The sequence below is a fragment of the Candidatus Microthrix parvicella Bio17-1 genome, from assembly GCF_000299415.1.
GTDB lineage: Bacteria > Actinomycetota > Acidimicrobiia > Acidimicrobiales > Microtrichaceae > Microthrix > Microthrix parvicella.
In genome coordinates this window covers 164,439-189,276 of the sequence record NZ_AMPG01000001.1, presented here as the reverse complement: position 1 = coordinate 189,276, position 24,838 = coordinate 164,439, and the positions used below count along the sequence as shown (strand labels likewise).

Here is a 24,838-nt window from a genome sequence, read left to right as displayed (position 1 = left end):
ATGTGGACCAACCGGCGGCAGCGATCACCCTTTCGACACAGGCGGGTTTCGGGTGGTGGTGCTCTCCACCCAGCTTGCTCCGGCCTCTGCACCGTCGGAATGAACGGGAGCAAACGTGGATTTTGAGCTGGGCGTCGAGCTGACGGCGCTGCGGCGCCGGGCGCGGGACGTGGCGCTGGCCGGGGTGGCCGAGCACGGCGCGGTCAACGACTCGTGGATCAACGGCTACTCCCGCGGGTTCTCACGGACCCTCGCCGCCGAGGGCTGGATCGGCATGACCTGGCCGACCGGGCACGGCGGCGGAGGCCGACCACCGATCGAGCGCATCGTGATGGCCGAGGAAATGATCAGCGTTGGTGCCCCGATCGCCGCCAGTTGGTTCGCCGATCGACAGATTGGGCCGTCCCTCATCGCCTACGGCACGCCCGCGCAGCAGGCGCGGTTCCTGCCCGGCATGTTGTCGGGTGAAGTCACCTGGTGCATCGGGATGTCCGAGCCGGATTCGGGTTCGGACCTGGCCTCCCTGTCCACAACGGCCCGGCGGGAGGGTGAGCACTGGGTGATCTCCGGGCAGAAGATCTGGACCAGCTTCGCCGCGGTAGCCGATTACTGCTACCTGATCTGTCGGACCACCACGGAGGGCCCGCCACACCGCGGTATCAGCGAGATCATTGTGCCGATGAACACGCCGGGCGTCGAGGTGCGGCCGGTGCTGGACATGACCACCAATGCCCATTTCTGTGAGGTGTTCTTCTCCGATGTGCGGGTGCCGGTCGATCACCTGGTCGGGGTTGAGGGCGACGCGTTCAAGCAGACGATGCGTCAGTTGGAACACGAGCGGGGTGGTATCGATCGGCTTGTGTCCAACCGGGCGTTGTACGAGCGGGCCCTTGAAGGCTGCGACCGAAGCGACCCGTTGATTCGCCAGGAGATCGCCCGGCTGGAAGCCGGATACCGACTCGGCCGACTGTTGGTTTACCGGGAGGCGCTGGGCCAGGCCCCCGGCGGCTTCAGCGCGGCGACGAAGTGCTTTTGCACCGAGCACGAGCAGCGGGTGGCCGAGTTCGCCGCACTGGTGATGGGATCGCGGGCGGTTGCCCACCTGCCGCCCGCCGACCAGGCGCACGCCAAGGCCATCGCCTACGCCCCGGCCTACACGATCATGGGCGGTACCTCGTCGGTGATGCGCAATATCCTTGGTGAGCGGGTGCTGGGCCTCCCGAGGGAGCCGAAAGTCGGGTAAGCCCGCGCCCCGCAGGGACGCCTCAGATGCGGGAGCCGTGGCCCTCCCAGTACTTGTCCTTGAGCAGGCGTTTCAGCAGCTTGCCCGTTGGTAGGCGGGGCAACTCATCGACGAAGTCCACGCTGCGCGGGCACTTGATGTCGGCCAACCGCTCCCGGCAGTACGCGATGAGCGCCCCGGCCGTCTCGTCGGACGTCTCGACGCCGTCCGTCACCTGCACCACCGCCTTGACCTCCTCGCCGAAGTCCTCGTTTGGGATGCCGATCACGGCCACGTCGTAAATGTCGGGATGCGAGGCGAGCACGTTCTCCGCCTCCTGGGGGTACACGTTGACGCCGCCGGAAATGATCATGTTGCTCTGACGGTCGGTGAGGTACAGGAAGCCGTCCTCGTCGACTTTGCCGATGTCGCCCAGGGTGGACCAGCCCCGTTCGTTGTAGGCCTCGGCGGTCTTTTCGGGATCGTTGTGGTATTCGAACTGGGGGCCCTCACCGAAGTACACGACCCCCTCCTCGCCGACCGGCAGCTCCTCACCGTCGGGATCGACGATGTGGATCACACCGACCAGCGGCTTTCCAACCGTGCCAGGGTGGGTCAGCCAGTCCTCCGCCGAGGCCCAGCAGAAACCCGACCCCTCGGTACCGGCGTAGTACTCGTTGATGATCGGACCCATCCAGGCGATCATCGCCCGCTTCACGTCCTCTGGGCATGGGGCCGCGGCGTGGATGATCGCCTGCAGGCTGGAGACGTCGTACCGGTTGCGCACCTCTTCGGGCAGCTTCAGCATGCGCACGAACATGGTGGGTACGAACTGGCCGTGCGTCACCCCGTGAGTCTCGATGGCCGACAGCAACGCCTCGGGCTCGAAGCGCTCCATCAGCACCACCGACGCGCCCAGCGCCAGGCTCTCGAGGCTCCACTTGAGCGGGGCCGCGTGATACATCGGGGCGGGGGAGAGGTACACGCTCTCCGGGCTCATCCCCATGAGGAACTCGCCCAACAACGCCAAACCCGCAGTGGTGCCCAGCGGTTCGCCTGAAAGGGCTCGAAGCACGCCCTTGGGGCGGCCGGTGGTGCCCGAGGAATACAGCATGTCGGCGCCCTCGGTGGCGTCGGGAATCGGGTCGGGTGACCGTTCCGCCGCCAGCGCCATCAGATCGTCAGCGCCGTCGACCTCGCCGCCGATCGACACGAAGGTGACGTCGTCGTCGACCAACCCGGCGAGGGCAGGCATCAGTACCCGGCCCAGCTGGGGCGTGAGCACGACCACCTTGGAGCCGGAGTCTCCGATGATGAACGCAGCTTCGTCCGGGGTGAGCCGGGTGGAGATGAAGGTGTAGTGCAGCCCGGCGTAATGGGCGCCCCAGGCCACTTCCAGCACCTCGACCCGGTTTTCCATGCAGGTTGCCACGTGTCCACCCGCCTCCAGCCCCAAGGACCGAAAGGTGCGGGCCAGCCGGTTGGAAATTGCGTCGAGCTCGCCGAAGGTGACCTGTTCGCCGGTGCCGGCCATGGTGATGGCCACACGGCCGGGGTCAGCCTGGGCGTGAACTCCGGGAAATCGCAGCTGGGTCAACGAAGCTCTCCTCGATCTGGATGCGCTGATCGGTGCGCACCTGGGCGGGTTGGAACCTATCCGGTGTGCATCCGCAGTGGCGCTGCGACCGATACGCGACGCGGGATTGGGAATAGCGACCGACCTTGATGGTTCTCTTCAGGGGCACACGATCGAGTCGCGACCGACGGGAACCGCCATGAGCGCCACCACCACACCACCTCCCAACACCCCATCACCCGCCGGCACCACTCCGGCGAAGGCGTCAACGACAACCGACGCAGTGATTCATGAGGTGTTTCCGCTGGGCAACCAGTGGCCCACCCTGGACCCGTTCCTGTTCGTGGCGCACCACCGTGACGCCTACCCGGCCGGCACCGGGGCGATGGGCCCCGACGCTCCACTCGATGGACGGGAGATCGGGGCGGACTTTGCCGACATCGACGGCTGGAACATGTATCACGGCTCGGCCGTGCCCGGCTTCCCCCAGCATCCTCACCGGGGCTTCGAGACGATCACCTACGTCAGACATGGGCTGATCGACCATGCCGACTCGCTCGGAGCAGCCGCCCGATTTGGTCACGGCGATATGCAATGGGTGACGGCAGGCAATGGCATCGTCCACTCGGAGATGTTCCCGCTGCTGAACCGTGACGAAGCCAACCCCCTCGAGCTGTTTCAGATCTGGCTGAATCTGCCGGCGGCCGATAAGGGGGCCGCCCCGGCATTCACGATGTACTGGAGCGACGTCCTCCCGATGATCGAACACACCGATGCAAACGGGGCCGGTACCTCGGTGCGGGTGATCGTCGGTGCCCTCGGCGAGCACGCCCCTCCGGCGCCGCCGCCCGACTCCTGGGCGGCACGGAACTCCGACGTGGCCATCTGGCACGTGTGCCTCGACGGCAGCGCCATCTGGCAACTGCCCGCTGCGGAGGAGGGCGACACACAACGCGTGGTGTATGCCTTCGAAGGTGACCATGTGAGTATCGACCATGAACGCCTCGATGCCGGTAACGGTGCGCGGGTCGATGCCACCCGGCAGCTCACCCTGGTGGGTGGCCCTGGCGGGGCCGAACTGCTGGTCATGCAGGGTCGTCCAATCGCCGAACCGGTGGCCCGCTACGGCCCATTCGTGATGAACACCAGGGCCGAGATCGCCCAGGCGTTCGACGATTACCGGGCCACCGGCTTTGGTGGTTGGCCGTGGACGGTCGACGATCCGGTCCATGGCACAGATCCGAAACGGTTTGCTCGTCGTCCCGACGGCCGCACCGATGGTCCACCGGTCGAACTGTAGGGCTCGATGGCGGCCCGCAGGCCGGCGGTTTCCAGTCCCGCCCACGTCGTTGTCGGGCACCACCCGTGAGACACAACCCACCGCCGATGGCCGCGCCGTTGACGGCGCAGATCACCGGCTGGGGCATGCGCTGCATGGCGGGCACCAGATCGGCCAACAACGACATGGCGCGGCTGGCAATGGGCTCATCGGGTTCATCCGATCTGGCCGATCGAGTGTGATGAGCGTGGTGTGAGGTCTGGGATTGTCGACCAGTATCCAAGGCGAGGCGGAGCCGTGCTGGGTGATGGGTGAAGCGTCCCCGTGTGCCCGGTCCATGGCGACACTGTGCCCGGTGCTCCGGTGCTCCGCCCGCTCAACAAGTCGCTTGGCCCGCCGGGGTAGGTTGCCGCGATGGCCGACCACCCGACCGATCCCAGCTCTGAGCCGATGCCCGCTGAGTCGTGGGCTGCACGCACCACCATGGATGTGCTGGAGGTGGCTGGTGTGGATGCGGCCGCCTACCTGCAGGGCCAGCTCAGCCAGGATGTTGCCGGGCTCGCTGTTGGCGGTTGGGCCCACGCCCTGTTGCTCGAGCCACAGGGCAAGATGTGTGCGTGGATGAGGGTGCACCGGGCCGCCGCTGACGCGTTCGACCTGGTGGTGGATGCTGGATTCGGTGAGCTGGTGGAGCAGCGGCTCCGCAGGTTTTGGTTGCGTACCAAGGCCGAGCTGACCGTTCGGCCGGGCGTGCCCGCGTTGGCGGTGCGCAACTGGCCGGTGGGCCAGACCGCGCCCGACCCGACCGTGGGCTCGAACGTTGAGGCAACCCCGGCTGACCGGCTGCTGCTCGCCCCGGTTGACTGGCCCCGTCACCGGGGTTTCGATGTGATTGGCGCCGGTGCTGTGGCGCCAGATGGGGTGCGCGTGATCGAAGGCGATGTTGGCGCAGCGGCGCTGCTGCTGGCTCGGGTGGAGGCCGGTGTGCCGGCCATGGGTTCCGAGATCGGACCTGACACGATTCCTGCTGCGGCGGGCGTGGTCGAGGCCTCGGTGAGCTTCACCAAGGGTTGCTATACCGGCCAGGAGCTGGTGGCCCGGGTCGACAGCCGGGGCAACAGGACGCCAAACCGTCTGGTTCGGCTGGCGGGTGAGGGAACGGCGCCCGAACCGGGGACCCAGCTCAGCGTCGACGGCACCGAGCGGGCCGTCGTCACCAGCGCTGTAACCGATGTTTCCGCCAAAGAGGCCACCGACGCGGTTCCTCACGTTGGGGCTTGGCTGGGTCTCGGTTACCTGCATCGCAGCGTGGAGACCCCGGCGGAGCTGCGCACGTCGGCCAACACGTCGGCGACCGCGGTGGCGATCGAACGGTCGGACGTCACTTCACGCTGACCCGCAGGGCGCCCCTGAAGCGCCGGAGCCGACCATGGTCGGCGGGCCCGGGTTGGCCGCTGATGTGATCCGAGGGTGGGCCCGGCTCCGAACTATGAGCGATGAAGCACTCAACGATCGTGATCGGTGCCGGGATCGGTGGTCTCTCAGCAGCATGGGCCCTCAGAAACGACCCCGATGTCCTGGTACTCGACGCTGGGGATCATGTCGGAGGCCACAGCGATACCGCCGTGGTACGCCCGGATGGACCTGATGGCCCGGAGGTGGCGGTGGACACCGGCTTCATCGTCCACAACGATTTGACCTACCCAAACCTGCTGGCCCTCTTCGAGCATCTTGGGGTTCAGCGGGCGCCCAGCGACATGTCGTTTGCGTTTACACGCTCGGAGTCCGGCGCTGACGCCGAGTATTCGGGAACGCTGCGTGGCCTGCTGGGACACGGTGCCTGGCGGCGACGCAGCCAGCGGAGGTTGACCGCCGATATCGTGGCGTTCGGCAAGGTGGCGGCCGAGATCACTCCAGCGCAGGAAGCCGCGACGCACGCCGGCGCCGAGCTGACGGTGGCGGAGCTGGCGGCGCGATTCTCACCGGAGTTTCGGGAGCGGTACCTGTACCCGATGGCGGCGGCCATCTGGTCGTCCCCCGATCTTGATGTGGCCGCCATGCCCGCTCGGTCGCTGATTGCCTTCTTTCATCAGCACGGGCTGTTTCGGCTTCGGGGACGCCCGCAATGGTCCACCCTTGCGGGCGGAAGTCGCAGCTACGTCGGTGCGTTGGTCGATTCGTTGGCCGGCGAGGTTCGACACGGTGTGCCCGTTCGCAGTGTGACCCGGGTGGGCGGCCTCGCTGAAGGTCGGATGGTGGTTGCCGCCGCGGATGGGGAAAGCTGGCGTGCGGACCGGGTGGTGCTGGCCACGCACGCCGACACCTCCCTGGCCCTGCTGGGCGACGACGCCACCGAGGCCGAGCGTCACGTGCTGGGTCGGTTTCGTTTCAGCCCGAACGTTGCCTACCTGCACGGCGACCCCACCTGGATGCCGAAGGACCGCAGGCACTGGTCCGCCTGGAACGTTGCGGGCACCCCCGCCGATGAGGTCACCGTGACCTACTGGATGAACCGCCTGCAACCGCTGAACACCTCCACCGACCTGTTCGTCACGCTCAACCCACCGTGGCGCCCAGAGGGTGTGTTGCGTCGACGGGACTACACACACCCGGTGATGTCGGCCGAGTCGACCGCCGCGCAACGTGATCTCCCCGCGATTCAGGGCGTCGGGGGCCTCTGGCACTGCGGTGCATGGACCGGCTACGGCTTTCACGAGGACGGCGCCGAATCCGGTCTGGCGGTTGGCGCCGCCATCGGCGGCGATGTGCCGTGGAGCCTTCGTCCTCGGGCGGAGAGGCCGGCCTCGATGGTGACCTCGGGTATTCGGATGCGTGAGCTGGTATGAGAGACCGTCCAAACTCGTTCGCCTCGGCCTGGTACGTCGGTCGCATCACCCATACCCGACATGCTCCGGTGCGCCATCACTTCGATCACTCGATCATGATGGGTCTGTTCGACCTGGACGAGATGGATCGCCTCCAGGCGGCAGTTCGTGGCTTTGGCGTGGATCGCTGGTCCCCGATCGGCTTTCGCACCGCCGATCACGGTCCGGCCGACGGCTCGTCCCTGCGTGCCTGGGCAACCGGGCAGCTGAGCAACGCCGGGCTTGACCCCGGCAAGGCGAGCGGGCCGATCCGTCTTCTCTGCATGCCTCGCACCTGTGGCTTTGGCTTCGACCCGATCACCGTGTGGTTCCTGCACGATGCCGACGGCGTGCCGAGCGCGCTGATCCACGAGGTGCGCAACACCTTCGGCCACCGGCACGCCTACGTGGCCCCCATCGATCGTCCAGCCCACACGCCGTGGCGCCAGCATGCAGACAAGACCATGCACGTGTCGCCGTTCTTTGACCGCGATGGTGGCTACGACTTCACCGTGATGCCGCCGCAGCCGACCGCTGGATCCCGAATGTCGCTGCGAATCGACTACCGCAACGTCGACGGCCTGCTGCTGACCGCGTCGTTCGTTGGCGAGCGGCGCCCGTTCAGCACCAGGGGAATGCTCGGAGCTGTGCTGCACAGCCCGGCGGTCACCCACAAGGCGATCGTTGGCATCCATGTCGAGGCGCTGAAGTTGTGGCGCAAGGGGTTGGCCTACCGCAGCGTTCCCCTGCCCCCACAGCAGGGGGTCACCGCCGGCACCGCCTGCCCGATAGCCCGAAGCCAAGACCAAACCAACCCCTCAACCCAGAACCAACTCCTGAAAGGAACGTCCAGATGAATGCAGAGACTTCCCAACGCTCCACTCGATTCGCGGCGCAGCTGTCCCAGACCCTCGGGCGGACGGTTGCCGGTCGGGTCTCCAACGGGACGCTGCACCTGGTGTCGCCTGACGGGACGCGCTCCACCCACGCAGGCGTTGCGCCTGGGCCCGAGGTCACGCTGGAAGCGCACGACCCGGCCCTGGCCCGCCGGTTGCTCACCGAAGGGGCCGCAGGGCTTGGCGCGGGCTACGTCGATGGCCAGTGGGACACCGATGACCTGCCGGGGTTTCTCAAGTTGGCTGCCGCCTCGCTGGACGACGCCAATGCCGGCCCAGTTGGTGCGGCGCTCCAGCGCGGTGCGTCGGCGCTGTGGGACCGGCGGCCGCGACGCCGCAGCGGGGCCGTCGACGCCATGACCGACCATTACAACCTGGGAAACAGGTTCTACGAGCAGTGGCTGGACCCGTCGGTCACCTACTCCTCGGGCTACTACGACGGCGCCGACGACCTGGAGGAGGCCCAGCGGGCGAAGTACGACCGGGTGCTCGACCGAGCCCGCATCGGGACCAACTCGGACGTGCTGGAGATCGGTTGCGGTTGGGGGGGCTTCGCCGAGGCCGCCACGGCGGCCGGTGCTCATCTCACCGGCGTGACCATCGCCCAGGAACAACTCGATTACGCCGAGAAGCGAGCGGCTGAGGGCGGTTGGACTCATCAGAGCGACTTCCAGCTGCGGGATTTCGCCGAGATCACCGGTGCCTACGACGCCGTCGTGTCGATCGAGATGATCGAGTCGGTGGATCATGACCGCTGGCCGGAGTTGTTCGAGACCGTGGCGCGCCATCTCAAACCGGACGGTCGGGCCACGTTCCAGATCATCACCATCGACGATCGCGTCTGGGACACCTATCGGGGCCGCAACGACTTCATCCGTGAGTACATCTTCCCGGGCGGCCGCCTGCCGGCTCCCAAGGTGATCTCCGAGCTGTCCGGGGCGGCCGGCCTGGACACGGTTGACGTGCTGGACTTTGGAAGCTCCTACGCGCGGACCCTCGCCGCATGGTCGGATCGCTTCGAGGCCGCGTGGCCAACCATCGAGGCGATGGGTTTCGATGATCGATTCCGTCGCATGTGGCGCTACTACCTGGCCTACTGCCAGGCAGGGTTCGAGCTGGGTCGCATCTCGGTGCAGCAGTGGACCTGGCAGCACGCCGCCTGAACCTGGCGAACGGCGCTTCGATGATGCCGAAGCGCGTCAACTGCACTGGGTCGACAACGTGGCGGACGCCGTGGCCGCGCAGGGCTGAGCGGACCGGCGGGTCGGCGGCTCAGAACTCGGCTTCGAGCGCGACGATCTGGTCCACCCTTCGCTGATGGCGACCGCCGTCGAACCCGGTGGCGAGAAAGGTGGCGACGATCTCCTCGGCCAAACCGATCCCCACCACCCGTGCGCCCATCGACAGCACGTTGGCGTCGTTGTGGGCCCGGGCCATACGGGCTGTGTAGAGGTCGTTGCACAGCGCCGCTCTCACCCCCCGAACCTTGTTGGCCGCCAGTTGTTCCCCCTGGCCGCTGCCGCCCAGCACGATGCCCAGGTCGGCGTCGCCGTCACGGACGACCCGGCCGACCGCGGCGCAGAACTTGGGATAGTCGACGCTTTCGGTGGAACCGGTTCCCAGGTCGACGACGTCGTGGCCCTCAGCGCCCAGAAGGTCGATGAGATGGGACTTCAGCTCGAAGCCTGCGTGGTCGGAGCCGATGGCGATGCGGGTCATCTGCTCATCGTAGGGCCGGGCCCCACAGGCACGTCAGCCGCGACGCGGCACCGCCAAGGCCGCCGCCGCCAGCGCCGGGTCGGCGGAGGTGACCAGGTGCTCGCCGACCAATACGGCGTGGTAGCCGGCATCGGCCAGCGTCCGGGCATCCCCGGGGCCGGTGATGCCGGACTCCGCCACGGCCACCACATCGTCGGGGATCCCGGCGGCCACTCGGACCGCACGGGCGGTGTCCACCTGGAACGTCACCAGGTCCCGCTGGTTCACGCCAATCAGCGAGGCGTCGGCAACCTCGACGGCTCTGGCCACCTCGGCCTCGTCGTGGGTTTCGACCAGCGCGGTCAGGCCCACCTCGGATGCCAAAGCGGCGAAGTCGGCCAACTCGGCATCGTCGAGGGCTGCGGCGATCAGGAGGACGACGTCAGCGCCCATGAGGCGCGCGTCGCACACGTCGGCCGGCGAGACGGTGAAGTCCTTGCGCAGGATCGGTCCGGCAAAGGCGCTGCGGACGGCTCGAAGGTCGGCCTCCGAACCTTGGAAAAACACCTCGTCGGTGAGCACCGACACCATGGCCGCGCCGGCGGAGCCGTAGATGCGGGCAAGCCGCGCCGGATCGAGGTTGGCGTGAAGCAGTCCCTTCGAGGGGCTGGCCCGCTTCACCTCGGCGATCACCGCCAGATTTTCTCCGGCGCTGAGCGCCGGAGAAGCAGCAACGGCGGGGGGCATCGCCTTGGCCTGTTCGATCAACGCCTCCAGGGGGCGCCGATCCTCTGCCGCAGCAGCGCGGTGGGAGGCGAGGATGTTGTCGAGATAGGTGGCGATGGGGTGATGTCCTCTCGTGACCGATGGTGGCTAGCGGTGTGAGCTTGACCGCTCTGCCCGTGCCCCGGCCAGCATGGCCAGCAGCGGAACCAGCAGAAACGAGATCCCGGCGAGGAACCCGAACACAACCGCCAAGCCGATCATGCGGTCGTTGTGGATCACGAAGCTGGAGAGCAGGGTGAGGATCGCAGCGGCACCAAGGCCGATCGGTATGAACTGCAACGCCGGATGGACCTCGGTTCCCGGTACGCCGACATCCGATTCCTCACGCCAACCGGTGTCGTCATCGTCGGGGTGCAGCGGGCGAAACGGCCGCTCCGGCCTGGAGGTGGCGGCTCCGTGGCGCCCGGCTGAGAAGCTTCGGTCGCCGCCGCCGCGAAGCTGGGCGTCGTAGGCGGCCCGCTTGTCGTCGTCGGACAGCACGGCCCATGCGGCATTCAGCTCGCGCATGCGCGCCTCGCGGGCTGCCCGCTCGGTTGGAGGCCCCACGTCCGGGTGAGACCTTCGTACTTCGGCCAGGTAGGCGCGGCGCATCGTCGGAGCATCGTCGGAGGCCCGGGCGCCAACCACTTCGTAGTGCGTCACCCCCCGATCGTACCGACCCGGTTGGGAATCAACCCACGCACGGGCTCGCCAGAGCGGTAGGTTGCGGTGCCGAGCGTCCTTCGCACCGCGATGGATCTACGGAGTTCAAGGTGTGTCGCGTCAAGGTTGGAGAAGCACAGTGTTCGTCAAGATCTGCGGCATCACCAACGAGGAGGACGCGCTGATGGCCGTGGCTCTGGGTGCCGACGCCCTGGGCTTCGTCTTTGCGACATCGTCCCGTCAGATCACCCCGGGTGCGGCCGCCGACATCATCAAGCGCCTTCCTCCCGACGTGTTGCCCGTTGGAGTGTTCCGCGACCAGGCTCCCGACCGGGTGATCGACGTGGCGTTGCGGGTTGGGTGTCGGGGGGTGCAGTTGCATGGCCACGAGACCCCCGGCATGGCCGATCGCATCCGGCCCCACGTGCCCGTGCTGATCGTCGGTATGTCGGCCGGTTCGTCGGCCCTCGAACACTTCGATCGATTTGGCGCCGACGCGTTGCTGCTCGACGGGCATTCGCCTGGCTCGGGCCAGGTGTTCGACTGGTCGCTCACCGAGGGCATGCCCTCGAACCGCCGGGTCATTCTGGCGGGAGGCCTGACCCCGGACAACGTGGCCGATGGCGTCTCGATCGTCCGGCCCTGGGGCGTGGATGTCTCCACCGGGGTGGAGAGCCAACCGGGGGTGAAGGACCCGCGGCTGGTTCGCTCGTTCATCCACGCCGCCCGCGACGCCGAGGACCCCGTGCGTCGGGCCGAGGGGCCCGGCCCCTTCGACTGGGACATGGACTGAGGGCGGGGTTTCCATGACCCTCAGGAGGGCGCAGCTGGCAGCGATGATCGACCACACCCTGCTGGCTCCCACGGCATCGGATGGCGACGTTCGTGCCCTGGTGGCCGAGGCCATCGACCTTGGGGTGGGTGCGGTGTGCGTGTCGCCGTCGAAGGTGGTGATCGCCGCAGCGGCTTTGGTGGAAGCCGAATCGACGGTGATGCTGGCGTCGGTGGCCGGTTTCCCCTCCGGTGCCCACCGTGTGCCCATCAAGGTGGCCGAGGCGGCGACGGCGGTGGCCGATGGTGCCGCCGAGGTGGATCTGGTGGCCGACCTGGCCCTGGTCGTTGGTGGCCACGCGGAGCTGCTGGCGGCCGAGGTGGAGGCGGTCCGGGCGGCGGTGGGCCCCGATGTGGTGCTGAAGGTGATCCTGGAGAGCGCCGCCGTGCTCGAGACCGACGCAGGTGAGCGTCGCCTGGCCGAGGCATGCCAGGCGGCGGCCGACGCGGGTGCCGACCTGGTGAAGACCTCCACCGGATTCCACCCCGCCGGCGGCGCCACCACCGAGGCGGTCGCGCTGATGGCGGCGGCGGTCGCTGGACGAGGTTCGGGGCGGGTGGGCGTGAAGGCGTCGGGTGGGATCCGTTCGGCCGCCGATGCGGTCGCACTGATCAATTCCGGCGCCACCCGCATCGGCGCCTCGGCGTCGAGAGCGATCCTGGGAGACTCGATGCTTTTCGAAGCACAAGGGAGCCAAACATGACTGAACGACTGCTGGTGATCGGCGGAGACGCCGCCGGGATGTCGGCGGCGTCACGGGCCAAGCGGCGCAGGCCATCCCTCGACGTCGTCGCGTTCGAACGGGGCGAGCACACCAGCTTCGCCGCCTGCGGTATCCCGTACGTGCTCGGTGGCGACATCGCCTCCACCGAGGAACTGGTGGCCCGCAGCCCGGCCGAGCACGCAGAGCACGGCATCGACGTGAAGATGCGCACCGAGGCAATCGAGCTCGATGCCGCCGGGGCCCGGGTCAAGGTCCGGGAGCTCGACACCGGCACCGAACGCTGGGAGGCCTACGACCGGTTGATGGTGGGCACCGGCGCGTCGCCACTGCGGCCACCGATCGACGGCATCGACGCCCCGAATGTGCACGGCGTTCAGCACCTCGATGCGGTTCCGCCCCTGCTGGAGGAGGCGGAGCGGTCCAGCGGCACCAACGTGGTGCTGATCGGGGCGGGCTACATCGGAGTGGAGTTGGCGGAGGCGTTCGCCAAGCGCGGCGCCAACGTCACGATGCTTGAGGCCGGCGACCAGGCGATCCTCCGCCTCCCCGCCGATCTGGCCGAGGATCTGCGAGCCGGCATTGAGAACATCGGTGTCCAGCTGAAGACCAACGAGTCGGTGCAGGCGATCGGGTCCGACCACGTCTCCACCTCGGAGGGCGCCTATCCGGCCGATCTGGTGGTTCTCGGCCTGGGGGTCCGGCCCAACACCTCGCTGGCCGAGGATGCGGGCATGAAGCTGGGGCCTGCAGGTGGGATCGTCACCGACGACCGCCAGCAAACCAGCATCGAGGGCGTGTATGCCGCCGGTGACTGCTGCGTTGCCCGTCATCGCATCTCCGGCGAGTTGGCCTACGTGCCGCTTGGTACCACCGCCAACCGCCAGGGCCGGGTGGCCGGCACCAACCTGGGCGGGGGCGATGCCCGGTTTCCCGGCATCCTCGGGACCGCCGTGCTGAAGCTGTGTGGTGTGGAGATCGGCATGACCGGCCTGAACCTGGCCGAGGCCCTCGACGCCGGCTTCGACGCGGTGGCCAACACGATCACCTCGTCGACGACTGCCGGTTACTACCCGACGTCCGAACAGGTGCGGGTGACCATGGTGGCCGAGCGGGGTACCGGCCGGTTGCTTGGCTGCTTCATTGTCGGAGGTGCCGGGTCGGCGAAGCGCATCGACACCGCAGCGACCGCGCTGTGGAACGAGATGACCGCCGAGGCGCTGGCCGAGGTCGACCTCAGCTATGCGCCGCCGTTCTCACCGGTGTGGGACCCGATCTCGATCGCGGCTCGTCAGGTGGCCGAGGCCACCTGACTGCGGTTCCGTTCACGCTGAGCGGTGCAGTCTGCACTACGCGACGGGCGTCAGAACCGGCCCAGGGTTGCCCGCAGGGCCACCTTGTCGACCTTGCCGGTGGCGTTCTGGGGCAGGGCCTCCACCATCTCGATGCGCTTTGGCACCTTGAACGGCGCCAGCGACGATCGAACGTGAGCCTGGAGTTCGGCATGGTCGATGGTCCGCCCATCGCGGGCGACGACGACCGCGGTGACCACCTCGCCCCAGCGTGCGTCCGGCGAGCCGACGACGGCCACCGCTTTGACGGCCGGATGTGTGGCCAACACCAACTCCACCTCGCGGGCCGACACGTTCTCACCACCGGAGATCACCAGGTCCTTCAGGCGGTCGGTGACCCAGAGCCGCCCATCGTCGTCGAGACGGCCGAGGTCGCCGGTGCGCAGCCAGCCGTCGCTGCCAAACGTGTCGGCGGTGGCGTCCGGTCGACCCCAGTACCCGGCCGCCACCTGAGGACCGGCCAGCTCGATCTGGCCCACCTCGCCGGTTCGCACCTCCGCCCCACGCACGGCCGCAGCTACGGTCCCGGCGATGGGCCCGGCGATGGGGCTGTGGTCTGGGCCATCGGCGGGGACGGGGGTGATCCGGGCCCGTGTCAGCGGCCCTGGGAACCCGGCGGAGGTCAGCGGCCGCGCGTCGCCGTGGAGAGCCAGCCGGTGGGCGGCGGCGTCGAGGAACACGGCGTTGCCCGATGCCTCGGTCATGCCGTATCCGCCGGAGAATTCGCACCCCAGCCGCTGGGAGGCCTCGGTGAGCAGTTCTGGAGTGATCGCAGAGGCGCCGTAGCCGATCGCTCGAAGGGCGCCGCGACCCGCCGAGTCGGTGGCCGGATCATCGAGCAGCATGGCAAGCATCGTGGGGGCCAGGCTGACCATGGTGACGCCCCAGCGCCGGGTCTGCTCCCACAGGAGCGCCGGCTCAAAGCGCTCGGTGAGCACCACGGGCCGACGTGCCAGGTGCAACGCCAACACGTTGTGGGCCGACACGTGACACAGGGGGAACGGGTACAGGTAGGTGTCGGCTGGACCCACCGGACGGCCGAACAGGGCGGTGGTCGCACCAGCCAGCAGGGAGGCGTGGGTCAGCACCACGCCTTTGGGGGTGCCGGTGGTGCCCGACGTGTGGATGATCCACGCCGGATCGCCCGGCGTGGGACTGGGAGCAGGCGCGGTTGCGTCCGGTTGTCGGGGGGAGGGTTGCTCGACGGGTTGGTCGCCAAGCAGTTCGTCGATCTCGAAGAGACCCCAGCGCTGTGGCATGAGGCCACGCTCGGCGAGAAGTTTCATCACCGGGTCGACCAAATCGGCAGTGCCGATGATCAGTTCGGCGCCCACGTCCTCGATCACGTCTGCGATCTCGGCGGGATGCAGGCGCCAGTTGGGCATCGACAGCACCCGTCCGGCCCGGGGCACGGCGCTGAGCGCCAGTGCCACCGTGGGGTGGTTGGTTGCAAGCACCGCCACCCGCCCGGTCGGGGCGACCGAATCGGCCACCCTGGCTGCCAGCGCCAACGAGGCGCGGTTCCACTCGGTGAAGGTCCAACTGCGGTCGCCACATGCCAGCGCCGGGGTGTCGGGCGCGTGGCGTGAGGCTGCATCCAGTTCGTCGCCCAGCAGCACGATCAGCCCGCGGTGACGGGGGATGGGCCGGCGGGGCGCGAGTGGTCCCAGTCGGCCAGCAGGGTGCGCAACGCGGTCAGCAGGCTCAGCGGCTGGTCGAGCATCATGTGATGTCCGGCTTCGGGGATCTCCACCACCGGAGCGCGGCGGCCGAGCCGCTCGTACATGTAGGCGCCGATGTCCGGTGTCACCAGGCCGTCCTCGGCCCGGAAGAGCGCCACCCGGCAGGTCACCTGGTCGAGCAGGTCTCGGGGGGCGGAACGTGGTGGCACGAAGATCTCCGGGTGGAACTTCCAGGTCCACCCCGGCTCGGAGCCGTGATCGTCCGGTTGGTAGGGCGTCAGCGAATGCCGGGCCACCCAATCGAACACCTCGGGCACGTAGCTGGACTGCTCGGGCACGGTGCGAAACCGGCTGACCGCATCCTCGAAGTCGGAGTACACCTTGCGGTTGGCGAAGAGTTTTCCCACACGGGACGCCTCCACCTCGGGGTCGGGTTTGGATACGGGCGAGTCGAGTATGACGATTCCGGTGAGCCGGCCTCCGTGCCGGGCGGCGGTGGCGATCGAGACGAACCCACCCATTGAGTGGCCGATGATCACCGGGTTCGGGGCCATCGCAGCGTCGTTGGCGACCGCGAGCACCTCGTCGCACCAGGCGTCCAGCGTGTACTCGTCGCGTCGGCCCGAGTCGCCGTGACCCGACAGGTCCAGCGCGGCCACCCGATGGTCGTCGGCGAGCAAGGGCACGAGAAAACTCCACCAGTGCGCATGGGCGGCTCCGCCGTGCACGAACACCAGCCCCGGTGCGCCCTCCGGTCCCCAGGCGAGGTAGTGGATGTCGGCACCGCCCGAGCCCACGATGTGCTCGCTGGGTGGCATCGAGGTGGCTCGCTCAAACCAGCGGTGCGGGGTTTCGATGGTCACCGTCCCGACGATAGATGTTGCAACCTCACGCCGTGGTCAATCGGCGTACCGGCGCCGACTACGGCTGGAAGGGGTCTCGACCAAGTTGCTCTCGAACGGTGACCACATCGGGGTTGGTCAGGTGGCGTCGTTGCCAGTTGGCACCGTCGACTGCGAGGGAGTGACCGGAGATGAAGCGACCGTAGGGCGATGCCAGGAAGGTTGCGGCCCAACCGAGCTCGCGGGGTTCGCCCAATCGGAGTGCGGGCTGGCTGCGGCCTCGGGCCTCGTTGCGGTCGAGGTTGGTGCGAATGTCGAGCGTCATGTCGTCGTGTGGCATGAGGCCTGGAACCAGGCCGTTGACCTGGATGCCGAATGGCCCCCACTCGACGGCGAGGGTCTCCACCAGGTTCTTCACCCCTGCCTTGGCGGCTGACGAGTGGGCAAATCCGGGCCCGCCGGTCCAGGCGTAGGAGGCGCCGACGCAGATGATCGACCCGGGCGTCCCCGCCGCCAGGTGTCGCCGGCCGAATTCACGAGCGCACAGATAGGTGCCGTTGAGCGTGATGTCGACCACCGTGCGCCAGGCGTTGGGGGAGAGGTCCTCGGCAGGTGAGGGAAAGTTGGCGGCGGCGTTGTTGACCAGTACGTCGGGTGGTCCGAACGCCTCGGTTGCAACGTCGAAGGCGTGGGCCACCGCCTCGGCGTCGCGAATATCGCAGGGCACGGTCAGCACCTCAGCGCCCATCGCTCCGAGCGCCGTGGCCGCGGCGGCGAGGTGATCGGGTTTGCGGCTGACCACCACCAGGGCGGCGCCCAGCCTGGCGAACTCGGCTGCGATGGCGGCGCCGAGGCCGGTGCCGCCACCGGTCACCATCACCACCGAGCCGTCGAAGGTGCCGCCGGGCAGCGCTGCGGCACCGAGCGGTGGCGGTGCGGGAAGACCGGCAGGTTGAACCTGGTCCGGTGTTTCTGCCATGCTCAGCTCCCCGTGTAGCGGGGGGCTCGTCCGTCGGCGCGAGCCGCTCGAAATTCGGCGAAGTCATCGGACCGGTTGATGTAGGTCTGGCCGATCAATTCGTCTTCCATCGACGCCCGAATCTGCGGCTCGGCCAGACGCCCGATCACCCGGCGGGCCATCGACACGGTGGCGGCAGGCGCCGCTGCAATGCGCTCGGCCATCTCCATGGCGGTGTCGTCGAGGGACTCGGGTGAGACCACTCGGGACACGATCCCGTGGGCAAGCGCCTCGTCGGCATCCATCACCCGGCCGGTGAGCACCAGGTCGCTCACCACGCCCGGACCGCAGATCTGATACAGCCTGGCCACGCCGCCCGTGTCGGGGATGACCCCGTGGCCAACCTCGGGCAGCCTGAAGCGTGCTCCGGTGGAGGCGATACGAATGTCGCACAGCAACGCTCGCTGGAATGATCCTCCCAACGTCCAACCATGGCACGCTGCGATGATCGGCGCGTCCAGGTCGAAGAGCTGTTGGATGCCCCGATGACCGCGAGCCATCAGTTGGTGGTGGGTCAATGCCGTTGTGTTTGCGCCGATGGCGCTCACGTCCCGACCGGAGGAGAACGATGCACCTTCGCCGCGCCACACGACTGCCCGCACGTCGGAACGCACTCGCAGCTCTGCCAGGATGTCGAACAGCGCCACGTCCATTTCGTCGTCGAACGCATTGTGTTTGTCGGGGTGATCGTTGCTGATCACGGCGATGCCATCGCCGATCTCCAAACGAACTCGGTCGGTCATGGTGCTCCTGTCGGGCCTTCCGTCGGCGGTGCGGTGCGGTAGTGGTAGCGGTAGGCCTCGGCGAAACCAAGCTTGGTGTACACGCTGCGACCGGTGCGGTTGGTTTCCTCAACCTGCAGGTAGGCCAGGCGGCACCCCTCACGGGTGCCCCAGGCGGCCAGCTCGGCCAGCACCGCAGCCGCCAGTCCCCGTCGGCGTCGGCCGGCCCGGGTCCACATCGAGAAGACCCCAAGCCAGGGGCCGTCGACGATGCCGGCGCCGACGGCCTCGGTGTCTGGGGTGGCGCCCGAGGGGGCTCCAGCGGCCTCTGCTTCCAACGCGGCGGCGAACAGCCGAGGCCGAGCGGTCGTTCCCAGGTCCAGCGGGGGGAGGCCCCGCCGCAGGGATCCCAGCCCGGACTCGATGATCGGATTGGTCTCGCCGGCGCCGTACATGATCGCCAAATCGGCATCGGCGGTCTCGCCGGCCAGATCGTCGAACCCAACCCTCCAGGAGGGAAACGGACGGTGATACGACATGAGGGGCACGCGAGCGCTGCGTCGCTCGGAGAGGTGACGAATCTCGCGCAGGTCGCCCACCATCACCAGGGTGACCGCCTCGGACCGCCAGCCCTTCGCCTGCAACGTCGCGTCGAGACCGTCCGGTTGACTGAGCGGCGTGATCACCACCCGGGGTGGCAGGCCGAGCGACTCATAGCGCGACCTCAGCGACCGGAGTGCGTCGTCCAGGCCGATGCCGGGATGGTCGAGCGTGGAGACCGAGTTGGCGCGCCGCCGACCGCCGCCGGCCAGCCGCATGGTCCATCCCCCCAAACCTTCGGTTGGGACATTGCTGAAGGCCCGATTGCCCAGTCGGGTCAGCTGCTCGATCTCCTCCGGCGTGGCCGGAACGGGCACGTGTACCTGTGGTTGTACCGAGGCCAGCTTCATGGTGCCGATGCCGCGCACGTCCCTGGGGAAGCGCATGGTCGACCAGCGATAGCCGGTGGTGTCGCCCGGTTGGTGAACCAGGCCTCCACGGGCGGCGTCGGCGGGCGGTTCCTCGGGCGGGGCCAAGTCTGCGGGTGCGAGCACGGTGCCGGGTTGGGCGAGCGACGAAATACGGTGGGCCAGGTTGGCGGCGGGGCCGATGATGTCGCCGTCCTGGTCGATGGCGGATCCGCAGGCGAACCCTGCCCGGAGGGTGGTGAGTGCCTCGTCCACCTCGCACAGGTCGATGAGGCGCCAGCAGATCGCGGCGGCGGATTCGACGCCGGGGGCACAGAACATGACCTCATCGCCGATCATCTTCACCACCCGTCCGCCGAGGGCGGACACGGTGTCGAAGGCCACGTCGTCAAACCGCGCCATGGCGGCGGCCAGGTCGGTCTCATCGAGTTGTTCGGTACGTTCGGTGAAGTCGACCAGATCGGCGAACCCGACCACGACGGTGCCGGTGTCGATGTCGTCAGCGCCGGCCGCCAGTACCGCCCGTCGTGCGGCCGACGCCAGGTGTCGACGCCAGACCAGGCCGATGGTTCGGTCGAGCATCGGCAGGGTCAGCCGCATCGCCTGGATGATCTGGCTCAGGTCCAGGTCGTCCAGCTCGGATGCCGTGCCCATGCCGTCCTCGGCGTCGAGCGCCTCGACGAACGCAGCGATCGCTGCCGACGCGACCCTGGACATGGACGAGCCGAGCACCCGGTTGAGCGCAAGTTGCCGATCGAGGTCGATCGCGCCGGCATCCATGGCGGTGTTGATAACTCCGACGATTGCCTCGTCGTCCTCGGAGAAGACGGGCTCTCCAGCCGGTGGATCGGCAAAACCCAGCGAGCGCCGCATGCGAAGCAGGACGGTGGCGTCCACGCCGGTTCGTGCGGCGAACTGATCCGCGGTCCAGCGGGGGGGATGGACACCAAGAACGGAGGCCACCAACTGGGCAACCGCTTCGGGATCATCGGTGGTCACGTCGGCGGCGCGCCCCGACGGAGGACGCCCCACCTCGGGCATCGGCACGGAGGGAATCTCGGGGAGCGCCCCGGGCAGCAGGGCACCGGGGGTTGGGGGCGCGGCCGGAGGGGAGGCCATCCGGTTCTTCTCACCGCCATCGGAGCCTGATCGTGTGCCGATGCACCATCTTGGACGCTGTGGCCACTCGCCGCACGCCGAATCGGTGTCGGCGGGGACGGTGGGTGGCTTCGGCGCCGTCGGCCCGTCCGCAGCCAACTACGGTTCGGCGGTGGCCAAGTTGCGGTTCTTCTTCGGCACGATGGGGTCGGGCAAGAGCACCCAGGCGCTCCAGATCCACCACAACCTCCGCGCTCGGGGCCTGACCGGGGTGCTGGCCACCAAGCTGGACCGCTCGGGGGGTCAGGTGTCATCCCGGCTGGGGGTGGCGGCCGAGGCATTGGAGGTAACGCCCGGCATGGACCTGGGTGCCGTGCTGGGTCCTGACGCGGAGGGCTCTGCGGCGAGGGCGGTGCGACGCCAGGCCGGCGGTCCGGTGACCTACGTGGTCGCCGACGAGGCTCAGTTCTACGACGAGACCCAGGTGGAGCAGTTGGCCCACCTGGTGGACGATCACGGCGTCGATGTCTACGCGTTTGGGCTGTTGACCTCGTTCCAGGGTCGATTGTTTCCCGCCACGGCGCGCTGGCTGGAATTGGCTGACGAGCGGTCGGAGCTGCAGGTGGAGGCGAGATGCTGGTGCGGGGCGAGGGCCACACACAATGCCCGACTGATCGACGGACGCCAGATCTACGAGGGCGATCTGTTGGTGGTGGGGGACACCCCTCCATCGGGCCCCGACGCGCAAACCTCCATGGAGTTGGACGAGCACCGTGTCACCTACGAGCTGCTGTGCCGCTCCCACTGGGTTCAAGGCCGGACGGGTCCGGATCCTGAAACGCACCACCTGGTGAGGAACGAGAGGATTGATTCATGAACAATGCGGGCCTTGGCTTCGACCCATGGGACGAGCATGCCGATTGGTGGCAACGCGAGTTCACCGAGGGGGCCGACCCCGAGTACGTCGAGCAGATCCTCCCGTTGATCGAGTCGCGCCTCCCGAAGGCGGGTTGTGTGCTGGACGTTGGCTGCGGCGAGGGTCAGGTCACCAGGCTGGCGGTCAAGGCGGGCCTTGACGCGGTCGGCCTCGATGCCGCCGGCGCGCAGCTGTCCGTGGCCAAACAGCGAGGTCGCCGACGTTCGACGGCCGGCCAAGGCGCTGTACCCGGGCGTGGCGTGGCGTTTGCGCAGGCCAGCGTCACGGACCTTCCGGTCGCGGATGCCTCGATGGGGATGGTGGTGGCGTCGCTGGTCTTCGAGCACGTCCCGGCGTATCGCCGGGGCCTGGCCGAGGTGGCCCGGGTACTCGCCCCCGGTGGACGTTTCCTGCTGTTGTTGAACCATCCGTTGTTGCAGACCCCAGACTCGGGGTGGATCGACGACCACATTCTGGAGCCACCCGAGCAGTATTGGCGTGTCGGCGCCTATCTGACCGAGGCCGACACGGTGGAGGAGGTGGAGCCCGATGTCTTCATCAGGTTCTTCCATCGGCCGTTGTCGTCCTACCTGAACACGGCCATCGACGCGGGACTTGTCCTGGAGCGAATGGATGAGCCCGCCCCCCCGCCGGGTTTTGTCGCCCGGGCGCCGGAGTATGCCGAGGCGGCCTCCATCCCAAGGCTTTTGGTGCTGCAGTTCAAGCGAGGTCCCGGGCCGATCGGCGATGCTCTAGCGTGACGGCCGTGGCACAATTTGTCGTGGTTGCCGGCATGTCGGGCGCGGGGCGTACCCAGGTGGGGCACGTCCTGGAGGACCTGGGTTGGTTTGTGATCGACAACCTGCCGCCGTCGCTGGTGCCCAAGGTGGCCGAGTTGGCCCAGCTCCCGGGAAGCGACCTGGACCGCATCGCCTTGGTGGTCGGTCCGGCGACGAAGAACGAACGCCTGCTCGATGCCATCTCCGGACTGCGCGACGGTGGGGCTGACGTGCAGTTGATGTTCCTGGATGCCGACACCGACACGCTCGTGCGCCGCTATGAGAGCACCCGGCGGCGCCATCCGCAGCGGACTGAAGAAGGCCTGTCGGAGGCGATTGAGGCGGAGCGCAGCGATCTGGAGCCGGTCAAGGTCGCCTCCGACCTGGTGATCGACACCACGTCGATGAGCGTGCACGACCTGCGACGCCGGCTGGGCGATGATTACGCGCCCGAGCAGGGGCAGGCGAAGGTGCTGGTCAGCGTCGAGAGTTTCGCCTACCCCAAGGGGGTGCCCGGGGACGCCGACCTGGTGATCGACTGCCGGTTCCTCCCCAACCCGCATTGGAATGAGGACCTGCGGGATCACGATGGGCGGGAGGACGCGGTGCAACGGTGGTTGAGGGATCAGCCGATCACCGATCAGGCCTACGAGCAGCTGCGCTCGTTCCTGACCACCGCCATTCCCGGCTACCTGCACGAAGGGCGGGCCTACCTCAACCTGGCCATGGGATGTACCGGCGGCAAGCATCGCTCGGTGGCCATGACGGAGCGGTTTGCGGCGTGGCTTCGAACCGAGGGCTACACCGTTCGCGTTCGTCACCGCGAGCTGGATGCGTAAGGGATGCGAAGAGGGTTGCGTCCAGCTGGTCGCTCCGCTGTGGCGGGAGGGTCGTAGTGGCCCTCAACGTGGTGGCGATCGGAGGTGGCCATGGCCTGTCGGCCACCCTTCGGGCGGTGCGACGCTACGCGGACGGCATCTGTGGTGTGGTGACCGTTGGCGACGACGGTGGCTCGACCGGCCGGTTGCGGCGGGCGGGCTGGGACGTGGTGCCGGGCGACCTGCGTAAAACCCTGGTGGCGCTCGCTCCCCCCGGGTCGCTGCTGGCGGCCGGCCTGGAGCATCGCTTTGCGTCCGGTGAGCTGGCTGGTCATGCCGCAGGCAACCTGCTCGTCGGCGCCATGATGCAGGAGTGCGACGGCGATCTCATCGCCGTGCTGGACGCGCTGGGCGAAGCGCTGGGCGCTGTGGGCCGGGTGCTCCCGGCGGCGGTCAGCCCGGTGACCCTGCTGGGGGAGACCACCTCTGGATGGGTTCGTGGCCAGGTGGAGGTCGCCGGCAGGACCGATCTGGTGCGGTTGGGCTTCGATCCGGTCGACCCGGAGGTCCCCGATGCCGCCGTCGACGCCATTGTGACGGCCGACCAGGTGATCCTGGGGCCGGGAAGCCTCTACACCTCGGTGCTGGCCGCAGCGGCCGTGCCGGGCATCCGGCGGGCGGTGGCACGATCGACGGCACAGGTGGTCTACGTCGCCAACCTGGCCTCCCACGAGGCCGAGAGCGAGGGCTATGACGTTGCCGATCACGTGGCCGCCCTGACCGATCATGGTCTGTCTCCGGACGCCGTGCTCTATGACCCAGACCGGCTTGCCGGGGTGGCCGGGTTGGACACCGCCGTAGGGGGGCATCTGACCGCCACCAACCTTGCCGTGCACGACCCGGAGCGCCTCGCCGAGGCGCTGGCAGGCCTGATCGGGGCACCGTTGGGCCGTGTCCCGGAGGTGTCGCAGTCCGTCCAAACTGGCGGAGTTGGCGCCCATCTGGTGCCATAGGCGCAGCGTCGGGCCCATCACCGACGTACCGGACGTCCGCTGGGCGTCCGATTATTCGCCTCGGCATGGCGCCGGGGAGCACTCCAACAACGAGGGAATCACATGACAGTTCGAGTAGGTATCAATGGATTCGGCCGCATCGGACGGAACTTCTTTCGTGCCGCCAAGGCGTCCGGCGCGGACGTCGACTTTGTCGCCGTGAACGACCTCGGGTCGCTCGACATCATGGCCGGCCTGTTGCAGCGTGACTCGGTGCACGGTCGCTACCCGGGCACGGTCACCGTGACCGACGATGGCCTCGACGTCGATGGTGACACCTTGAAGGTGCTCTCGACCCGCAATCCGGCCGACCTGCCGTGGGGCGACCTCGGCGTCGACGTGGTGATCGAGTCGACCGGCTTTTTCGCCACCCGCGATGCGGCGGCGGCTCACTTGGACGGCGGCGCCCCCCGGGTGATTGTCTCCGCCCCCGCAAAGGGTGCCGACGCCACCTTCGTCGTCGGAGTCAACGACGACACCTTCGATCCGGCCAAGCACACGGTGGTGTCCAACGCCAGTTGCACCACCAACTGCTTTGTGCCCATGGTCAAGGTGCTCGATGACGCCTTCGGCGTGGAGCACGGCCTGATGACCACCACCCACGGCTACACCGGCGACCAGTCCATGGTCGACGGCCCACACAGCGACCCTCGTCGGGCGCGCGCCGGGGCGGTCAACATCATCCCCACGTCGACCGGTGCCGCCAGGGCGACCGGCCTGGTGCTGTCGGCCCTCGACGGCAAGCTGGACGGCACCTCGCTGCGGGTGCCGATTCCCGACGGTTCGATCACCGACTTTGTGGCGGTTGTCGGCCGCGACGTGACCGTCGACGAGGTCAACGCCGCTTTTGAGGCGGCCGCCACCGACGGTCCGATGTCCAAGGTGCTCGACTACTCAACCGAGCCGCTGGTGTCCTCCGACATCGTCGGCACCGCGGCCAGTTGCACGTTCGACTCCGGGCTGACCATGACTCAGGGCAGCCTGGTGAAGGTGCTGGGTTGGTATGACAACGAGTGGGGCTACTCCAACCGTCTGGTCGACCTGGCCGCCATCGTCGGCGCAGCGGGCTGAGTCG

23 protein-coding genes and 1 pseudogene are annotated in these 24,838 nt (G+C 68.2%); 14 read left to right on the top strand and 10 right to left on the bottom strand.

Annotation, left to right across the window (positions count from 1 at the left end; all coding sequences use genetic code 11):
- Nucleotides 1–115: 115 nt before the first annotated feature.
- On the top strand, nucleotides 116–1,243 hold the full coding sequence (locus MPARV_RS0100960; RefSeq protein WP_020376905.1) for an acyl-CoA dehydrogenase family protein: 1,128 nt from the start codon (nucleotides 116–118) through the stop codon (nucleotides 1,241–1,243).
- A 22-nt stretch (nucleotides 1,244–1,265) separates the two neighbouring features.
- Here MPARV_RS0100960 and MPARV_RS0100955 read toward each other — a convergent pair whose 3' ends face one another.
- Nucleotides 1,266–2,819, bottom strand: coding sequence for an acyl-CoA synthetase (locus tag MPARV_RS0100955; RefSeq protein WP_020376904.1), 1,554 nt, complete (start codon nucleotides 2,817–2,819; stop codon nucleotides 1,266–1,268).
- A 178-nt stretch (nucleotides 2,820–2,997) separates the two neighbouring features.
- Here MPARV_RS0100955 and MPARV_RS0100945 point away from each other — a divergent pair, with 178 nt between their 5' ends.
- Nucleotides 2,998–4,098 carry a pirin family protein gene (locus tag MPARV_RS0100945; RefSeq protein WP_020376903.1) on the top strand — a complete coding sequence of 367 codons (1,101 nt, stop codon included), beginning with the start codon at nucleotides 2,998–3,000 and terminating at the stop codon, nucleotides 4,096–4,098.
- A gap of 67 nt (nucleotides 4,099–4,165) precedes the next feature.
- On the opposite strand, the pseudogene MPARV_RS25920 reads toward MPARV_RS0100945, so the two are convergent.
- A pseudogene (locus MPARV_RS25920) lies at nucleotides 4,166–4,279 on the bottom strand (enoyl-CoA hydratase); the annotation flags it as partial.
- Between the two features lie 212 nt (nucleotides 4,280–4,491).
- On the opposite strand from MPARV_RS25920, the gene ygfZ reads away from it, so the two are divergent.
- From ygfZ to MPARV_RS0100920, 4 genes are all read left to right on the top strand, one after another.
- Nucleotides 4,492–5,472: a CAF17-like 4Fe-4S cluster assembly/insertion protein YgfZ gene (gene ygfZ / locus MPARV_RS20580; protein WP_020376901.1), complete on the top strand. Its 981-nt coding sequence runs from the start codon at nucleotides 4,492–4,494 to the stop codon at nucleotides 5,470–5,472.
- A 101-nt stretch (nucleotides 5,473–5,573) separates the two neighbouring features.
- Nucleotides 5,574–6,923: an NAD(P)/FAD-dependent oxidoreductase gene (locus MPARV_RS0100930; RefSeq protein ID WP_020376900.1), complete on the top strand. Its 1,350-nt coding sequence runs from the start codon at nucleotides 5,574–5,576 to the stop codon at nucleotides 6,921–6,923.
- Nucleotides 6,920–7,798, top strand: a complete 879-nt coding sequence (locus MPARV_RS0100925; RefSeq protein WP_012230976.1) for a DUF1365 domain-containing protein — start codon at nucleotides 6,920–6,922, stop codon at nucleotides 7,796–7,798. Before MPARV_RS0100930 ends, MPARV_RS0100925 begins: the two co-directional genes overlap by 4 nt.
- Complete coding sequence (locus MPARV_RS0100920) at nucleotides 7,795–9,000, top strand: SAM-dependent methyltransferase (protein ID WP_012230978.1); 1,206 nt, start codon at nucleotides 7,795–7,797, stop codon at nucleotides 8,998–9,000. Before MPARV_RS0100925 ends, MPARV_RS0100920 begins: the two co-directional genes overlap by 4 nt.
- Before the next feature lie 109 nt (nucleotides 9,001–9,109).
- Here MPARV_RS0100920 and rpiB read toward each other — a convergent pair whose 3' ends face one another.
- From rpiB to MPARV_RS0100905, 3 genes are read right to left on the bottom strand one after another with little or no spacing between them, the layout of a single operon-like run.
- Nucleotides 9,110–9,556, bottom strand: coding sequence for a ribose 5-phosphate isomerase B (gene rpiB / locus MPARV_RS0100915; RefSeq protein ID WP_012230980.1), 447 nt, complete (start codon nucleotides 9,554–9,556; stop codon nucleotides 9,110–9,112).
- A gap of 33 nt (nucleotides 9,557–9,589) precedes the next feature.
- Complete coding sequence (trpC, locus tag MPARV_RS0100910) at nucleotides 9,590–10,378, bottom strand: indole-3-glycerol phosphate synthase TrpC (RefSeq protein WP_031276932.1); 789 nt, start codon at nucleotides 10,376–10,378, stop codon at nucleotides 9,590–9,592.
- Nucleotides 10,379–10,408: 30 nt separating this feature from the next.
- Entirely contained in the window at nucleotides 10,409–10,963 is a 555-nt protein-coding gene (locus MPARV_RS0100905; RefSeq protein ID WP_012230982.1) for a J domain-containing protein, read from the bottom strand.
- Between the two features lie 139 nt (nucleotides 10,964–11,102).
- On the opposite strand from MPARV_RS0100905, the gene MPARV_RS0100900 reads away from it, so the two are divergent.
- Genes MPARV_RS0100900 through MPARV_RS0100890 form a run of 3 tightly spaced genes read left to right on the top strand, consistent with a single transcriptional unit; the run spans nucleotide 11,103 to nucleotide 13,829 of the window.
- Nucleotides 11,103–11,756 (top strand): phosphoribosylanthranilate isomerase, encoded by a 654-nt coding sequence (locus tag MPARV_RS0100900; protein WP_020376898.1) that lies wholly within the window; start codon nucleotides 11,103–11,105, stop codon nucleotides 11,754–11,756.
- Nucleotides 11,757–11,769: 13 nt separating this feature from the next.
- Nucleotides 11,770–12,498: a deoxyribose-phosphate aldolase gene (gene deoC, locus MPARV_RS0100895; RefSeq protein WP_020376897.1), complete on the top strand. Its 729-nt coding sequence runs from the start codon at nucleotides 11,770–11,772 to the stop codon at nucleotides 12,496–12,498.
- Nucleotides 12,495–13,829 carry an FAD-dependent oxidoreductase gene (locus MPARV_RS0100890; RefSeq protein ID WP_020376896.1) on the top strand — a complete coding sequence of 445 codons (1,335 nt, stop codon included), beginning with the start codon at nucleotides 12,495–12,497 and terminating at the stop codon, nucleotides 13,827–13,829. Before deoC ends, MPARV_RS0100890 begins: the two co-directional genes overlap by 4 nt.
- Nucleotides 13,830–13,879: 50 nt before the next feature.
- On the opposite strand, the gene MPARV_RS0100885 is transcribed toward MPARV_RS0100890, so the two are convergent.
- From MPARV_RS0100885 to MPARV_RS0100865, 5 genes are read right to left on the bottom strand one after another with little or no spacing between them, the layout of a single operon-like run.
- Entirely contained in the window at nucleotides 13,880–15,487 is a 1,608-nt protein-coding gene (locus MPARV_RS0100885) for a class I adenylate-forming enzyme family protein (RefSeq protein WP_020376895.1), read from the bottom strand.
- A 2-nt stretch (nucleotides 15,488–15,489) separates the two neighbouring features.
- Nucleotides 15,490–16,413 carry an alpha/beta fold hydrolase gene (locus tag MPARV_RS0100880; protein WP_020376894.1) on the bottom strand — a complete coding sequence of 308 codons (924 nt, stop codon included), beginning with the start codon at nucleotides 16,411–16,413 and terminating at the stop codon, nucleotides 15,490–15,492.
- A gap of 58 nt (nucleotides 16,414–16,471) precedes the next feature.
- A complete protein-coding gene (locus tag MPARV_RS0100875) occupies nucleotides 16,472–17,371 on the bottom strand; it encodes an SDR family oxidoreductase (RefSeq protein WP_020376893.1) in 900 nt (299 codons plus the stop codon).
- A 2-nt stretch (nucleotides 17,372–17,373) separates the two neighbouring features.
- The gene (locus tag MPARV_RS0100870; RefSeq protein ID WP_020376892.1) at nucleotides 17,374–18,153 is read right to left on the bottom strand and encodes an enoyl-CoA hydratase/isomerase family protein; all 780 of its coding nucleotides are present in this window, start codon (nucleotides 18,151–18,153) and stop codon (nucleotides 17,374–17,376) included.
- Nucleotides 18,150–20,219 carry an adenylate/guanylate cyclase domain-containing protein gene (locus MPARV_RS0100865; RefSeq protein ID WP_020376891.1) on the bottom strand — a complete coding sequence of 690 codons (2,070 nt, stop codon included), beginning with the start codon at nucleotides 20,217–20,219 and terminating at the stop codon, nucleotides 18,150–18,152. The genes MPARV_RS0100870 and MPARV_RS0100865 overlap by 4 nt, the downstream gene beginning before the upstream one ends.
- A gap of 40 nt (nucleotides 20,220–20,259) precedes the next feature.
- On the opposite strand from MPARV_RS0100865, the gene MPARV_RS0100860 reads away from it, so the two are divergent.
- The 5 genes from MPARV_RS0100860 to gap all read left to right on the top strand — a co-directional run bounded on the left by MPARV_RS0100860 (nucleotide 20,260) and on the right by gap (nucleotide 24,834).
- Nucleotides 20,260–21,075 (top strand): thymidine kinase, encoded by an 816-nt coding sequence (locus MPARV_RS0100860; RefSeq protein WP_020376890.1) that lies wholly within the window; start codon nucleotides 20,260–20,262, stop codon nucleotides 21,073–21,075.
- A complete protein-coding gene (locus tag MPARV_RS0100855; protein ID WP_020376889.1) occupies nucleotides 21,072–21,875 on the top strand; it encodes a class I SAM-dependent methyltransferase in 804 nt (267 codons plus the stop codon). Before MPARV_RS0100860 ends, MPARV_RS0100855 begins: the two co-directional genes overlap by 4 nt.
- Before the next feature lie 5 nt (nucleotides 21,876–21,880).
- A complete protein-coding gene (gene rapZ, locus MPARV_RS0100850; RefSeq protein ID WP_031276926.1) occupies nucleotides 21,881–22,732 on the top strand; it encodes an RNase adapter RapZ in 852 nt (283 codons plus the stop codon).
- A gap of 56 nt (nucleotides 22,733–22,788) precedes the next feature.
- Nucleotides 22,789–23,724 carry a gluconeogenesis factor YvcK family protein gene (locus tag MPARV_RS0100845; RefSeq protein ID WP_012231017.1) on the top strand — a complete coding sequence of 312 codons (936 nt, stop codon included), beginning with the start codon at nucleotides 22,789–22,791 and terminating at the stop codon, nucleotides 23,722–23,724.
- A 102-nt stretch (nucleotides 23,725–23,826) separates the two neighbouring features.
- Nucleotides 23,827–24,834 carry a type I glyceraldehyde-3-phosphate dehydrogenase gene (gene gap / locus MPARV_RS0100840; protein ID WP_012231018.1) on the top strand — a complete coding sequence of 336 codons (1,008 nt, stop codon included), beginning with the start codon at nucleotides 23,827–23,829 and terminating at the stop codon, nucleotides 24,832–24,834.
- Nucleotides 24,835–24,838 lie beyond the last annotated feature (4 nt).